Annotated in this window: 14 protein-coding genes; all 14 read right to left on the reverse strand. The window is 64.0% G+C overall.

Annotated features, from left to right (window positions below; genetic code table 11):
• Positions 1-4: 4 nt before the first annotated feature.
• From HU762_RS19305 to HU762_RS19370, 14 genes are read right to left on the reverse strand one after another with little or no spacing between them, the layout of a single operon-like run.
• Entirely contained in the window at positions 5-1,252 is a 1,248-nt protein-coding gene (locus tag HU762_RS19305) for a tryptophan 7-halogenase (RefSeq protein ID WP_186639711.1), read from the reverse strand.
• Complete coding sequence (locus HU762_RS19310; protein WP_186639713.1) at positions 1,239-2,396, reverse strand: sodium:proton antiporter; 1,158 nt, start codon at positions 2,394-2,396, stop codon at positions 1,239-1,241. Before HU762_RS19310 ends, HU762_RS19305 begins: the two co-directional genes overlap by 14 nt.
• Positions 2,393-4,729, reverse strand: coding sequence for a hypothetical protein (locus HU762_RS19315; RefSeq protein WP_186639715.1), 2,337 nt, complete (start codon positions 4,727-4,729; stop codon positions 2,393-2,395). Before HU762_RS19315 ends, HU762_RS19310 begins: the two co-directional genes overlap by 4 nt.
• Positions 4,713-5,306, reverse strand: a complete 594-nt coding sequence (locus tag HU762_RS19320; protein ID WP_186639717.1) for an outer membrane lipoprotein carrier protein LolA — start codon at positions 5,304-5,306, stop codon at positions 4,713-4,715. Before HU762_RS19320 ends, HU762_RS19315 begins: the two co-directional genes overlap by 17 nt.
• Positions 5,303-5,728: an acyl-CoA thioesterase gene (locus tag HU762_RS19325; RefSeq protein ID WP_186639719.1), complete on the reverse strand. Its 426-nt coding sequence runs from the start codon at positions 5,726-5,728 to the stop codon at positions 5,303-5,305. Before HU762_RS19325 ends, HU762_RS19320 begins: the two co-directional genes overlap by 4 nt.
• A complete protein-coding gene (locus HU762_RS19330; RefSeq protein WP_186639721.1) occupies positions 5,721-7,265 on the reverse strand; it encodes an aromatic amino acid ammonia-lyase in 1,545 nt (514 codons plus the stop codon). Before HU762_RS19330 ends, HU762_RS19325 begins: the two co-directional genes overlap by 8 nt.
• A complete protein-coding gene (locus HU762_RS19335) occupies positions 7,246-8,184 on the reverse strand; it encodes a glycosyl transferase (RefSeq protein WP_186639723.1) in 939 nt (312 codons plus the stop codon). The genes HU762_RS19330 and HU762_RS19335 overlap by 20 nt, the downstream gene beginning before the upstream one ends.
• A complete protein-coding gene (locus HU762_RS19340) occupies positions 8,181-8,915 on the reverse strand; it encodes a glycosyltransferase family 2 protein (RefSeq protein ID WP_186639725.1) in 735 nt (244 codons plus the stop codon). The genes HU762_RS19335 and HU762_RS19340 overlap by 4 nt, the downstream gene beginning before the upstream one ends.
• Positions 8,916-8,956: 41 nt before the next feature.
• Entirely contained in the window at positions 8,957-10,639 is a 1,683-nt protein-coding gene (locus tag HU762_RS19345; RefSeq protein WP_186639727.1) for an AMP-binding protein, read from the reverse strand.
• On the reverse strand, positions 10,636-11,181 hold the full coding sequence (locus HU762_RS19350; RefSeq protein WP_186639729.1) for a hypothetical protein: 546 nt from the start codon (positions 11,179-11,181) through the stop codon (positions 10,636-10,638). Before HU762_RS19350 ends, HU762_RS19345 begins: the two co-directional genes overlap by 4 nt.
• Positions 11,178-11,432, reverse strand: a complete 255-nt coding sequence (locus HU762_RS19355; RefSeq protein ID WP_186611795.1) for an acyl carrier protein — start codon at positions 11,430-11,432, stop codon at positions 11,178-11,180. Before HU762_RS19355 ends, HU762_RS19350 begins: the two co-directional genes overlap by 4 nt.
• A gap of 9 nt (positions 11,433-11,441) precedes the next feature.
• On the reverse strand, positions 11,442-11,699 hold the full coding sequence (locus tag HU762_RS19360; RefSeq protein ID WP_186639731.1) for a phosphopantetheine-binding protein: 258 nt from the start codon (positions 11,697-11,699) through the stop codon (positions 11,442-11,444).
• Positions 11,680-12,489, reverse strand: coding sequence for a lysophospholipid acyltransferase family protein (locus tag HU762_RS19365; RefSeq protein ID WP_186639733.1), 810 nt, complete (start codon positions 12,487-12,489; stop codon positions 11,680-11,682). The genes HU762_RS19360 and HU762_RS19365 overlap by 20 nt, the downstream gene beginning before the upstream one ends.
• Positions 12,465-13,184, reverse strand: a complete 720-nt coding sequence (locus tag HU762_RS19370; RefSeq protein ID WP_186639735.1) for a beta-ketoacyl synthase chain length factor — start codon at positions 13,182-13,184, stop codon at positions 12,465-12,467. The genes HU762_RS19365 and HU762_RS19370 overlap by 25 nt, the downstream gene beginning before the upstream one ends.
• Positions 13,185-13,452: the final 268 nt, after the last annotated feature.

Here is a 13,452-nt window from a genome sequence, read left to right on the forward strand (position 1 = left end):
TGACTCATGGCGTCGGGCTCGCGCAGATTTCCGAAAGCATGCGCAAGCGCCGCTTGGGTTCGCTGACGAAGGGATTACGCTGGTCCCAGGCGTAGCCGGCCAGGATCGAACTGATCATGCGCCGGATGTCGGCGGAACCTTCGGTGTAGAAAATCACGTCCTGGAACGTGCCGGCGTACCAGCCCTCGACATAGCAGCGGAAGGTGTCGACGCCGCGCTTGAGCGGCTCGGCGAACTCGCTCTGCCAATCGACGCTTTCGCCTTGTAGCTGACGATGCAGCACGCCCGCGGCCATGCTCGCCGAGCGCATGGCGATGGTCACGCCGGAGGAAAACACCGGGTCGAGGAATTCCGCAGCGTTGCCCAGCAGGGCGAAGCCAGGGCCGTGCAATGTCTTGACGTTGGCCGAGTAGCCGCCGATGGTGCGCGCCGGGGTGTCCCACACAGCGTTCTGCAGGACACCGGCCAGGCTTGGAGTTTCATTGATGAAGCCGCGCAGGCAGGCGTCGAGGTCTTCGGTGCGTCCCTCGAAATGTTCTGCCGCCGCGACCACGCCCACGGAGCAGCGGCCACCGCTGAACGGAATGGTCCAGAACCACACGTCGCGTTTGCTCGGATGGGTGGTGATGAGGATTTTTTCGCGGTCGAAGGCTGGGCCGTCGATGCGATCCTCGATGTGAGTGAACACCGCCTGGCGCACCGGGAAGTTCGAGGGTGCCTCAAGGTCCAACAGACGCGGCAGGACTCGGCCGTAGCCGCTGGCATCGAGCACGAAGTCGGCCTCGACCCGGTACTCGCTGCCGTCCTCGCGCTGCACGCCCAGTTGCGGCTTGGCCAGGGTGAAATCTACGTTGGCGATGGCCTGGCCGTAACGGATTTCCACGCCTTGCAGCGCGGCTTGGTCGGCGAGCAACTTGTCGAAGTCGGCGCGCTGGACCTGGAACGTGGTGGGCTTGCCTTCGCTGAAGGTGTCGCCGAAATCGAAGGCGCTGTAGCGCTCGCCCCAGGCGAACGCCGCGCCGTTCTTGCGCTGGAAGCCGGCGGCGTTGACCGCGTCGAGCATGCCGGCTTCTTCGACGAAGTCCAGGCAATGGGACAGCAGGCTCTCGCCGATTGAGAACCGTGGAAAATGCTGGCGCTCGATGACCAGCACATCGTGGCCCCTGCGCTTGAGCAGCGCAGCGGCAATGGCGCCGGAAGGCCCTGCGCCGATGATCACGACCTGTCGACGTTCCATTTCAACTGTTGACACTTGGGCTCCTGGCCGGGACGGCATGCGAAGGAATACGGTGGAAACCGGCCACGGCCGGCAGCAAAGTGGCGATCAGGCCCATCAGCATCAGCGCGAAGTACAGCGCCGGGCTGATGAGCTGTTGTTGCAGCAGCAGATTGAGGAAGACGATTTCACTCAAGCCGCGAATGTTCAGCAAGACACTTTCCCGCCAGCGACTGGCGCCGACGAACGAGGCCCCGGCCCAACCGAGCCCCAGCCAGTTGCCGAGCAGTTTGCTGGCAATCGGCAACAGCAGCAACGCACCCAGCTGGATCCAGCCAAGGCTGTCCATGGCGCTGTGCACATTGATCTGCACGATGCCGAAGGTCAGGATCAACGGGATCGCCAGGTAGGTCTGCAACCGATGCATCCAGGCGGCGCTGAGGGGCAATACCAATGGCACCTTGAGCGCGGCCATGCACAGCAGATAACCGATGCCAGTGATCAACGCATTGAGCCGGTAATGTTCGGCGACCACCAGCAGGGCAAAGAACAGGCCGCTGTGCAGCAGCGGTTGGCGCAGGCCGGCCAGTCGCAGCAGCAAGGGCACGCAGGCGCCGGCCAATGGCAGCAGCAGGCTGCCCAGGTGCAGGCTGCCCTGGGCCAGGGCGAACAGGCTCCAGCAGATCAGGTCGATCAGAATCGCGGTCTGCACCAGGCGCCGGGTGGCGGCGGGCGGGTAAGCGATGTGCCGCAAATACAGGTACAGCACCGGAATCGCGGTAATCGCAAACAAAAGCCCGACCGCCAGCGAACTGATCCAAGGCTGTGGCGGCAGCAGCCAGACCGCAGTCGCCAACCCGAACACGAACGGCACGCCAAAGCTCGGCAAGGCGATTTTAACGCTCTGGCGGTCCAGCCTCAGGTCGATCACATCGCTGAGAATGTGCCCCAGCAACAAGGCGAACGCGAGGCTGTAGAGGTTTTTCAGCCACACCGGCGAGACCAGTTGCGCGCCGCTGAGGTGCCAACCCGGCTCGATCCAGAAGTACATCAACAAGGGCAGGCCGAACGTCGCCAGCAGCAATTGGCTGACGATCGGTATCAGCCCGAAGCGACGGCCAACCAGGGTCGCGAAGGCAAACAGTGCCAAGGTCAGCAGCCAGAACAACGCGGTCATCATTGGACGGGCTCCGCAGTGCCGGCATGGACCTGACGCCCCGCCCACGGCGCGAGCAGGAAGCTGAATGCCAGCCCCAGGCTTACCGCCAAGCCGAAGTTACTCACCGCCGGCGTACTGGACAACGCCAGCAAGCCGAACGACAGCCACGTCGTGACCGCCGCCAGCAGTGTGCCCAGCAGGCTCACGGCGGCACCGCCGATCTGTTCACGCATGAGAATGGCGTAGTCGACGCCGATGGCCGTCACCAGCAGCAGGCCGAACAGGCTGAACAGCGTCAACGGTTGCCCCAGCCAGCCGAGGCTCGCCAGGCTGCACAGCGCAGCCAGCAGCGGCAATGCCACGACGCGCAAGGCACCGCCGACGCCGAATGGCCAGATCAACACCAATACGATCAGCACGCACGAGGCCAGTTTCAGTTCGGCGGCGCTGACTTGCGTGGCAGCGAACACCCGGTTCAGGTCGCCCAGGCGATCCACCAGCTGGACGCCGGGCAGGTCCACCGCCTGCACCCGCAGCAGCGCGGCATCGTTCAAGCCTTGCAGGCTGACCACCGCCGCCACGCCTTGCGCCGTCGGGCCGAGCCAGAGCGTGCGGTAGGGTTCGGCCAGCGGCCCGGTCAGCGCGGCGTCAATGTCGGTGACCGGCAAGGCCTGCAATTGCGCCAGCTCCGTTTCCAGCGCGGCGGCGGGCACGCCGAGGTCCAGGAGCGGCTGCCAGAACGCCGGCAGCCGGGCCAGGGCCTCACGAACCTGTTGTTGCTCGGCGGGCGGGCTGACCAATTGATTGAGGGACAGATAGCCTTGGAGTTTTTCCAGGCCGATCAACTGGTCAAGCCGCTCGTTGAGGGCCGTCTGGCGTTCGAGCAGCTGTGGCTGGTTCTCGGCACGGATCAGGAAGAACTGGCTGGTGGGCTGGAAGCCGGTGATGCGGGCGATGGCCTGGGCTTCATCGGTCAGGTGTTGGGGCGTGCCGATCCACTGGCGAATGTCGTTTTTACTGGTCAGTTGCCAAAGGCCACCGCCACAGAAGCCCAGCAAGAGTGCAAACAGGATCGGCGTGCGTACCCGGGTCAGCAACGCGTCGCGGCACTGGAGCAGGCTGTCGCACAGCCGCAACGGCCATTGGGCAGGGCGCAGGTCAGCGTGTTGAAGCAGTGCCGGCAACAGGCAGACCGCCGACAGATAGGCGCCGATCAGTCCGGCGGCAGAGAAAATTGCGATTTGGGTCAGGGCCGGGAACGGGGTCCAGGCCAGGGCCAGGTAACCGATGCACGTGGTCGCCAGGCTCAGGCTCAGCCCCGGCAGCGTCAAGCGCAGGGCCGGCCAGCTGCGCCACGGCTTGAGGCTCCAGCTCTTGGACAGGTAGTGCAGCGGATAATCCACTGCCACGCCAATCAGGCTCGAACCCAACACCAGGGTCATCACGTGCATGCGTCCGAACAGTGCCACGCAGGCCACCGCGCCGAACAACATGCCCACCAGCACCGGCACGAACGCCAGCCACACGGCAAAGCGTCGGAAGGCCAGCAACAACAGCAACAGGATGCCGACCGTCGCGCCCCCGCCAACCCAGGTGATTTCCCGCGACGCCTGTTGCTGGCCGCTAGCGGCATACAGCAGGCCGCTGGCGGCCAGCAGTTGCCCTTGGGCCTGGCTTGCGAGGTCACGGCTGCGTTGCAGCAGATCGGCCACTTGCAGCGGCAGGTTCATGTCGAAGGCATTGCCTTGGGTGCGCGCCCGCAGCATGACCCATTGCTTGCCGTCGGCTTCGGCGATCAGTGCGCCGCTGCCCACGTCCAGCTGTATCGCGCCGCGTTGCGGCTGGCTGTTCTGGATACGGCCGGTCAGGCCGAGCCAGTCATCCTGGCTTGGCACCAGGCTGAAGCCGCTGAACGGGTCGAACAGGGCCTGCACCCGTTGCTGGATAAAGGCCTGGGGTTGATCAATCAACTGCTGCCGATCGGCGGCCGACAGCATGGCCAGTCGGCCGTCGAGCAATTGCTTGCGCAGCGCCGGCAGGTCAGCCTGCAGCGTCCACTGGACCCTGTCGAACAGGCCGCTGGCTTGCCATTGCTCGCCGAGGGTTTGCGCCAGGGTGATGGCGTGCTGGCGGTCGGCGTGGCCAACCAGCACCAGCACTTCGCGGTTCAGCGGCTCTTGCATGCGTTGTTCGGCAATCAGTTCCAGCGCATCAGGCGACGTGCCGGGCACCAACTCCATGAGATTGGCCGACAACGGTGCGCCGTTGCGCCATTGCCAACCGGCGAGCGCCAGCACCGCCAGCAGCAGGATCAGGAACAGCCGGGGCAGCATCCGTTCACTCGGCAAAATCATGTTGCTCCGCTTCGCTCAAAGGCTGCGCACTGGTGCTGTCCTGCATGCGCAGCACGGTGCTGTCACCCTGGGTTTCCAGCAGTTCGATGCGCTGGACCAGCTCGCCGCCGTCGATGTTGATCTGGTTGAAGACTTGTTTGAGCAGCACCGAGCGCGGGGTGAGGGTGAGTTTCCACTGCTGCGGCTGGCCCGACAGGCTCAGCTCGAAATCCCGTTGCAAGCCACTGCTGTCGCCCTGCAGTACCGCGAGGAACAGGCGGTTTTGCTCGGCGCCGGCACTTTTGTTCGGCAGCAGCTGCCAGCCATTGCCGTCGCGCCGTGCGATGCCTTTGGCGGTGATGCGGTAATCCTGTTGCAGCGGCGTTTGCAGCAGCCAGAGCAGGCCGTGGTTTTTCGCCAGCACGAAGCGGCCCTTGCTGGTGAGTGGTTGGGGCAGGGCGCGCAGGTGTTTTTCCTGGATGAACTGGCCGTGGATCACGTCCGGGCGGGCCAGTTGGTCGCTCAACTGTTGCAGGTCGAACGCCTGCGCCAGGGGCGAGAGGCCACACAGCAGCAGCCAGGTGAGCAGGCGTTTCATGAGAGTTTCCTTTCGACGGCTTCGACAAATACCCGTGGCGAGGCCAGGAGCATTTCGCGGGTGGCCATGTCCACGGCCACTTGCACCGAGCTGGCACGGGTCAGGCGTTCGCCGGTCGCGGCATCGCTGATCAGGTAATTGATCTTCAGCCGGTTTTCCCATTCCACCAGGCTGGCGCGTACGGTCAGGGCCTGGCCGAAAACCGCACTGCGCACGTAGCGCAGTTGCAGGTCGATCACCGGCCACGCATGGCCGGATTCGAGCATGTCGTTGTAGTTGTGGCCGATCAGGTCGAGCAGCGCACAGCGGGCCACTTCCAAGTATTTGACGTAGTGGCCGTGCCAGACCACGTTCATCGAATCGACGTCGAAAAACGGCACCACGATCGGGGTGTCGACGTGCAAAACACCATGGCTACGCATGCAGCCTCCAGTGTTGTTCAGCGATGCGTTGCAGGCACAGGCGCAGTTCGCCTTCCAGCGCGCGGTCTTCGATCACAGGTGGGAAGTCCTCGGCCAGTTGCTGGTGCATGGCGGCCAAGGCAGGCGGCAGTGGTCGTGCATCTTCGGCGCGGCTGCGCAGCCAGACGCCTTGGTTGGCGGCCAGCAACGTGGCGGCGGCGACTTGCTCGGTCAGTTCCAGTACGCGGATCGCGTCCCGGGCGGCGATGGTGCCCATGCTGACCTTGTCCTGGTTGTGGCATTCGGTGGAGCGCGAGAACACGCTGGCCGGCATGGTGTTTTTCAGGGCTTCGGCGGTCCATGCGCTGGTGCCGATCTGCACGGCCTTGAAACCATGGTTGAGCATCGCCCGCTCGGCGCTGGCGCCGGACAGGTTGCTCGGCAAGCCATGGTTGTAGCGCTCGTCCACCAGCAGGGCGAGCTGGCGATCCAGCAAGTCGGCGACGTTTGCGACCAGGTTCTTCAGGCTGTCCATGGCGAAGGCGATGTGTCCGCCGTAGAAATGCCCGCCGTGAAGCACGCGCTCCGCTTCGGCATCGATGATCGGGTTGTCATTGGCGCTGTTGAGTTCGGTTTCGATGAACGAGCGCAGCCAGCCCAGGCTGTCCGCCAGCACACCGAGCACATGCGGCGCGCAGCGCAGGGAGTAGCGATCCTGCAGGCGATGCAGCGGCGCGGTCGGCGCGTCGATCGCCAGGTCCTTGCGCAGCCACGCGGCGACTTGCATCTGCCCCGGGTGTGGCTTGGCGGCGAACAGGCGTTCGTCGAAGTGCTCCGGATTGCCTTGCAGGGCGACGACATTCAGCGCCGTGATCCGGGTTGCCAGTTGCAACAGGTAATCGGCGCGGGCGAAGGCCAGGCAGGCCAGGCCGGTCATCACGGCGGTGCCGTTCATCAGCGCCAGGGCTTCCTTGGGCCGCAGCACCAGCGGCGTCCAGCCCAGTTCACGGTGTACGTCGGCGGCCAGGCGGCGCTCGCCGCGGAACATGACGTCCCGTTCACCGGACAGCGTGGCGGCGACATAGGACAGCGGCGTCAGATCGCCGCTGGCGCCCACCGAACCTTCTTCCGGGATCAGCGGCAGGATGTCGAGTTCGAGAAAGGCCTGGAGCCGTTCCAGCAGTTCCACCCGCACTCCCGACACGCCGTGGCACAGCGACTGCAAACGCGCCGCGAGCACGGCGCGAGTGGCCTGGGCGTCGAGCAGCTTGCCCAGGCCGCAGCCGTGGAACGTGTACAGGTGACGCGGCAACGCCTCGACATGGTGCAGTGGCACGGCCACCACGCAGGAATCGCCGTAGCCCGTGGTGACGCCGTAGATCACGCCTTCCTTGTCCAGCAGGGAGTCGAGAAATTGCGCACCCTTGGCGATGCGCTGGCGGAACGCCGGATCATCCTGCAGCTGCGTCGGCGCCTGGCGGTTGGCCAGGGCCAGCACGTCTTCGATGCACAGGGGGCGTTCGCCGAAGGTTACCGGCTCAAGAATGGGCTTCGTCATCGGTCTTCCAGAAAGGGTAAAAGTTGAACCATTGTTGTGGCGCCTGGAGACAATAGTGCGCCAGGCGGTCGGCATACAGGCCGGCCCAATGGGCAATCACTTGCTCGCGGTCGTTGCGCTTCCAGGTCACGGCGTCGGCAAACGGCTCGAGGGTGACGCGATAGCGTCCCTCGTGCTTGAGACACATCAGCAGATTGACCGGGCATTTCAGCAGGCCGGCCAACAGCCAGGGACCTTGCGGGAATGCCGCCGGGTGACCCATGAAATCCACGGTCACGCTGCGTCCCCCATGTAACGGCACGCGGTCGCCGGCGATCGCCAGCCATTCGCCGCGCTCCAGGCGTTCGCTCAGTTGCAGCATGATCACCGGGTCCAGCTCGCTGACTTGGATAAGGCGCAGGTGCGTCGCGCCAGCTTCGCCCAGCAACCGGTTGAATTGTTCAGCGTGCTTGGTGTGCACCAGCACGTTCATGGTGACTTTTTCACCCAGCTCGGCCAAGGCCCGGCACATTTCCAGGTTGCCCAGGTGCGCGCCCACCAGCATCTGCCCGCGGGTGTCGCGCAAGTGGTTGCGCAGCAGCGCCGGGTCGACGATTTCGATCTGCTCGATGCTCAGTTTGCCGTTCCAGACGTCGAGCTTGTCCAACAGGGAATCGGCAAACGCCATGAACTGCCCGAAGACGCGCCGGTGGGTCGGGCGCAGCTCTGGGCGGCTGCTCCAATCGGCCAGGCGCTGTTGGTACTGCCAGGCCGCGTGACGGGCGCTACGGCCGAAAATGAAGAAGTACAGGACGATGCCGTACAGCACCGGGCTCAATAACCGACGACCCAGCACCTTGGCGGCGAACGCCGTGAGTTTCATCAGCCAGAAACTGCCGCGCTCCTGGCGATCGGCCCAGTGTTGTTTGTCAGTGTTCATGCTCGCCACCGTCGCCAGAGAATCAGCGGAAAGCGCACCAGCATGCCGAAGAACAGCCGGGTGTGCATGCTGGAGATCAGCACGTTGTCGTGGAACAGGCGAAAGTGCGAGACCCCGTCCAAGGGGTAGTGAACCCGGGTGCGCAGCCAGCGCATCGGCTGGTTGCGCCAGGCCAGGCGGACCAGGATGTCCGAGTCGAAATCCATGCGCTTGCCGATGTTCGCCGAGTCGATCAGCGCCAGGGTTGGCACCAGGGGATAGACCCGGAAGCCGCACATCGAATCGCGGATTTGCAAGGACAGGCTGTTGATCCAGACCATGACGTGGGTCAGGTAGCGCGCGTACAAGCGACCTTTCGGCACGCTAGCGTCGTACCGCGGATAACCGCAGATCACCGCGTCCGGATGGGTGCGCGATTGCTCGATGAACGCTCGAACATCGCCAAGATCGTGCTGCCCGTCGGCGTCCACCTGCAAGGCGTGGCTGAAGCCCAGGCGCGCCGCTTCGCGCAGGCCGGTCATCACCGCGCCGCCCTTGCCCTGGTTGACCGCCAGCCGGACCAGGTGAACCCGCTCGTGCTCGGCCAGTTGCTCAAGCACCGCGGCGCATGCCGGGCTACTGGCATCGTCCACCAGCACGCAGGGCAAACCGTTGCCGAGCAACGTCTGGACCACCGTAGCGATGGCGGTTTCGTGGTTGTAGACCGGGATGACGGCGCAGGGGTTATGCATGCGGCATGTCTCGGTGACCGAGGAGCATTGTGTGCAGGTACTCAGGCATTGTTTTCCCCCAACACAATCCGCCCACTGGAGCAGGCCGCCGCCGCGTTGCGGTAGGCGAAATACAACTTGCCGCGCTCACGGTCGAAGCGCAGGTGCAGTTGGATTTCATCGCCGGGTCGCACCAGTTGCTGGAATTTAAGAACCTCCATGCCAAGGAATCGGGGCGGCAAGTTCAGCAGTTGCCGGCCGAGGCTCAAAGCCCAATCGACCTGAACCACGCCCGGAAGGACCGGCGCGGTGGGAAAGTGGCCACTGAAGTAAGCCAAGTCTGGCGGCACTGCCAGGCACAGGTTCCACTCGCCTTCGGTTTCGGTTTGCTCAAGCAGTTCGGGGGTTTTCGGGCGGGGCGCCATCAGCACGGCTTCGACTTCGGCCTGGGGCAGCTTGCCTTGGGTGTTCAGCGGCAGTTGCCGCAGCCAGCGCCAACGTCGGGGCAAGGCCAAGGTTTCGCAATGCCCGCTCAGGTGCTGGCGCAGCGCTTGGGTAACGGCGCGTCGGCCCAGATTGCGCAGAGCGTGCAGGCCGGTTTCGCTAAGCACCAGCAGGGCACCGAGGGAGGCGCGATTCTCCTGCACGACTCCCAACCGCGCTTCACTGACCCATTCATGAGCCGTCAACGCCTGTTCCAGCATCGGCAAGGAGATACGTTTTTCTTCAAGCTTGACGATGCGATCCAAGCGACCGAGCAATTCGAAACGCCCATCTGCGGCGATCCGCGCCGCATCGGCGGTGTGTTCCACATGGCCGATCGGCAGATAGGGCGAGGTAATCAGCAAGGCGCCGTCACTGTCCTGGCTCAGCTCGACACCGGCGAAGGGCTGCCATAGGTTGCCGCCCTGGCGCCAGGCAATGCCGCCGGTCTCCGAGCTGCCGAACACTTCGGTCGGCCATTGTCCCAGGCGTTGTTGCAAGCTTTGCGCAGCCTCGGGAGGCAAGGCACCGCCGGAGGAAAATACCCGGCGCACGCAGCTCAAGGCCGGCCAGTCGAGGTTGTCGCCCATGCGTTTGAGCAGCGCCGGACTGGCGATCCAGGCAAATGCCGGCTGTTCGCGGCTGGCGCGTTGCAGGTCTTCCGGAAACGCCAATTGCCGACGCACAAAGGTGCGTCCGGCGCACAGCGGCCACAGCACCCGGAACAGCAGGCCGTAGATGTGTTGAGTGGCGACGCTGCCGATCATGCAGGCTGCCGGGCCAAGGTCGGCACCCCACAATTGCTCCAGCGCCTGGACTTCGTTGCTCAGCTGACGCAGGGTTTTCTCGATGCGCTTGGGTTCGCCGCTGGAGCCGGAGGTGCAAAGGCTCAGCCAACAGTCATCAAGGTCCAGTTCGGCGGCGTCCAGCGGGGCCTGATGAAAATCGTTGGGATGCGTGTCGCCGGCCTGGTCGGTCAACCACAGGTCGACATCGGCCGACCAGCGTTGGCGCGTCTGGGCTTGCAGGTCGGCGGGCAGCAGGATGTGCGCGCCCGCGCGCCAGGCACCGAGCAGCGCTGTCGCCAGATCGGCTGCATCTTCGAAGTACACGGCCACGCGGCGGATGCCCCCGGCTTGCAGGCCTGCGGCCAGGCCTAGCGCGTTTGCGCGCAACTGTGCGTGATTCAACGCCGGATCGACGGTTACAGCGCGTTCCGGTTGCGCCTCGAGCAACAGTTGCTCAAGCGTTATCCAATTCATGGGCGGCCTCTTACCCGTTGTCGTATGAGCCATTCAATGGCAAACAGCAGCCCCATCAATCCGTAGGAAATCAGGCCGGTGTACAACATCCACCAGCTCAGCGGCGCCCATAGGGTCAGGGCGGCGGCGAGCAAACCGTTACACAGGAAAAATACACTCCAGGCCACCGTGACCTGGCGTGTATACACCACCGCTTTGGCCGGCAACTGCGGTTCGCGCAGGCGGGCCAGGCGTTCAATCATTGGTGGGCCATATTTCAGGCTCAGCGTGAACAGCCCGAGCATGAACGCGCTGATCAGCACCGGATACCAGCGCAGCAGGAGCGGGCTATCGAACACCGCGAGCAGCACGCAAAAGATGATCGCCGTGCCCGCCATCCAGCGGCGGCCCGGCCTGCCCTTGCCAAGCAGCGCCCGGGCCAGCCACAGGCAGCCCAACAACAACCCGAACTGCCAAGGAGCAAAGTGCTCCATGCCGAAATACACCGCAAAGGGATACAGCAGGCCCGCCAGCAGCAGGCCAAGGCCGATCAGCCGGCTCATGCGGCCGGTTGGACCAGTCGATAGACCGCCTCGACCACGTCGTTGACGGTGCGCACCGATTTGAATTCCTCGGCGGCGATTTTCTTGCCGGTCTGGCGCTTGATGTGGTCGATCAGGTCGACCGCATCGATGCTGTCGATTTCCAGGTCCTGGTACAGGTTCGAATCCAGCGTCACACGCTCGGGCTCCAGCTCGAAGAGCTCGACCAGGGCATCGCGCAGGGTAATGAAAATGTCGTCACGAGTTTGCATAGTCCGGTCTCAGGGGCGTTTTGCAGTGACGAAGGCCGCAAGGCTTGCCACATTGCTGAAATGGTTACGGGTGTCCTTGGCGTCGGCGTCGATCTTGATGCCGTACTGCTTCTGGATCGCCAGGCCGAGCTCCAGGGCATCCACCGAGTCCAGGCCCAGGCCTTCGCCGAACAGGGTCTGCTCGTCGCCGATGTTGTCGACGCTAATATCCTCAAGGCCGAGGGCGTCGATGATCAGCTGTTTGATGTCACGGTGCAGATCGCTCATCTACGGCGAGCTCCTTGATGAAATAATGATGCAAAAAATCGTTGAGCCTGCGCGAGGCCTGCGGCGCGGGGCCCAGCGCGGCGAACGCCTGTGGGTCTATATCGGCCCCCACGCGAAAACTGAAGTGCACGCGGCGCTTGGGGATCCGATACCAGGGTTCGGCCTTGGTCAGGGTGGTCGGGCTGACCTTGATCGTTACCGGCGTCAGGATTGTCGCGCCCCGCAAGGCAATGGCCGCCGCCCCCCGATGAAAGGCCGGTGCCTGGCCTGGCTGGGTGCGCGTGCCTTCGGGGAAGACAATCAGGCACTGGCCGTCTTGCAAGGCGTCGCTGGCGGCGTCAAGCATGTCCATGCTGCCATCGTTGCTGATGTATTGCGTCGAACGCAGCGGGCCCCGGGTGAAAGGATTGTCCCACAGACTTTGCTTGACCACGCAATTGGCGTCGCGCACCAGCCCGATCAGGAACACCACGTCAATCAGCGACGGATGGTTGGCAATGATCATCTGGCCGGGACGGCCGAGTTTCTCCGCGCCGTCGATTTGATAGGTCAGTACGCCGGTACGGGCCATGAACCGGATAAAGAACCAGAACAGGCGCCCCACCGTGCGGCGGGCCCGTTGTCGATGGGTCCGGGGATCGCCTGGCAACGCATTGAGCAACGGGAACACCAGCACACGCAGGCACAGCCCGCCCAGCCCGAAAAGGGCGAAGCTTGCAGCGGTCGCGAAGAGGCGCCAGTAATAGGCGTCGCGATGTTTACCGGTCACTGGTTGCGTTGCCAGGTCCATAGACGATTCTTCCAGGCATGTTGGCAAGTGGTTTGATTGCCCAGCAGCGTACGCACCAGATCCAGTGCATGGGGCCAGTCGCAGCCGGGCATTGGGTCTGGCGGGCTGGATAGTGCCAGTTGCCAATCTTCGCCTCGGGTCAGCAGCAGCCCCACTGCGTAGGGAAACGGTACGTCATCGACCCAGTGCGCATACACGCTGGGCGGTTGTTCTTCGGTGATGACCAACAGCACCGCGGGCTCGCCTTCGTTCAACAGGGCGGCGGCTTCCAGCATGCCGTGTTCCAGGCCATCGCCCGTCGCGGCCAGAGCGGTCATTTCGCTGGTTTCGCCGCGCATGATCGACCACAGGCCGATGACGGCGTTGTGCACCGACAAGCTGAACTGGGTGGGCGACAAGGGTTGGTCGGCTGCCAGGTCCTTGAGAATCTCAAAGGTGCGTGGGGTTTCGCCGTGACGGGAAATAAAGACCAACGGTAGGTCCGCTCGCCCCTCGGCCAGCGGCCAGGCGGCGCTGAAAGCCATGCGGGCCAGGCGGCTTAGGCGTCGCCGCTGCATGGCGGGCAGGAACGATACGTCAGGGGCCGCATCGCTGACGGGCGGCACGACCGGTTGTCGGCTCCATGCCCGCCAATCGTCCACGCTTTCGAGCCCAGGAGCCCACGCGCGCCATTGGGCGATATTGAAGTTGATCACAGACTTATCCCACCCCTGCGGGCTTTTATTGTCACGGTTCAGTGGCTTGACCCGCGTCTAACCCTGCATGGCCTTGCGACCCAAGTGGCGCGCATTATCCCGGTGCGGTTGGCTTGTAGCAAATACTGGTTACATTTTGTCCAGGGCAACCGTCGGCTGGTCGGGGCCGGCTCGGCAGGGCCATTGTCACGATTGTGACGAGGCTCGTCTGTAAGCCACTTCCGTCATCTTGCAGGTCAATTGACGCTCGGTTGTCCGAAAAAGCCAC

Origin of the sequence: Pseudomonas sp. SWRI92 (assembly GCF_014268685.1) — a bacterium.
Lineage (GTDB): Bacteria > Pseudomonadota > Gammaproteobacteria > Pseudomonadales > Pseudomonadaceae > Aquipseudomonas > Aquipseudomonas marvdashtae.

What these genes read in the sequence shown, in the direction of transcription:
- HU762_RS19350 (WP_186639729.1), bottom strand. Translation starts at nt 11,181, where the DNA reads ATGAGCCGGCTGATCGGCCTTGGCCTGCTGCTGGCGGGCCTGCTGTAT.
- HU762_RS19360 (WP_186639731.1), bottom strand. Translation starts at nt 11,699, where the DNA reads ATGAGCGATCTGCACCGTGACATCAAACAGCTGATCATCGACGCCCTC.
- HU762_RS19345 (WP_186639727.1), bottom strand. Translation starts at nt 10,639, where the DNA reads ATGAATTGGATAACGCTTGAGCAACTGTTGCTCGAGGCGCAACCGGAA.
- HU762_RS19315 (WP_186639715.1), bottom strand. Translation starts at nt 4,729, where the DNA reads ATGATTTTGCCGAGTGAACGGATGCTGCCCCGGCTGTTCCTGATCCTG.
- HU762_RS19320 (WP_186639717.1), bottom strand. Translation starts at nt 5,306, where the DNA reads ATGAAACGCCTGCTCACCTGGCTGCTGCTGTGTGGCCTCTCGCCCCTG.
- HU762_RS19335 (WP_186639723.1), bottom strand. Translation starts at nt 8,184, where the DNA reads ATGAACACTGACAAACAACACTGGGCCGATCGCCAGGAGCGCGGCAGT.
- HU762_RS19325 (WP_186639719.1), bottom strand. Translation starts at nt 5,728, where the DNA reads ATGCGTAGCCATGGTGTTTTGCACGTCGACACCCCGATCGTGGTGCCG.
- HU762_RS19355 (WP_186611795.1), bottom strand. Translation starts at nt 11,432, where the DNA reads ATGCAAACTCGTGACGACATTTTCATTACCCTGCGCGATGCCCTGGTC.
- HU762_RS19340 (WP_186639725.1), bottom strand. Translation starts at nt 8,915, where the DNA reads ATGCATAACCCCTGCGCCGTCATCCCGGTCTACAACCACGAAACCGCC.
- HU762_RS19310 (WP_186639713.1), bottom strand. Translation starts at nt 2,396, where the DNA reads ATGATGACCGCGTTGTTCTGGCTGCTGACCTTGGCACTGTTTGCCTTC.
- HU762_RS19365 (WP_186639733.1), bottom strand. Translation starts at nt 12,489, where the DNA reads ATGGACCTGGCAACGCAACCAGTGACCGGTAAACATCGCGACGCCTAT.
- HU762_RS19330 (WP_186639721.1), bottom strand. Translation starts at nt 7,265, where the DNA reads ATGACGAAGCCCATTCTTGAGCCGGTAACCTTCGGCGAACGCCCCCTG.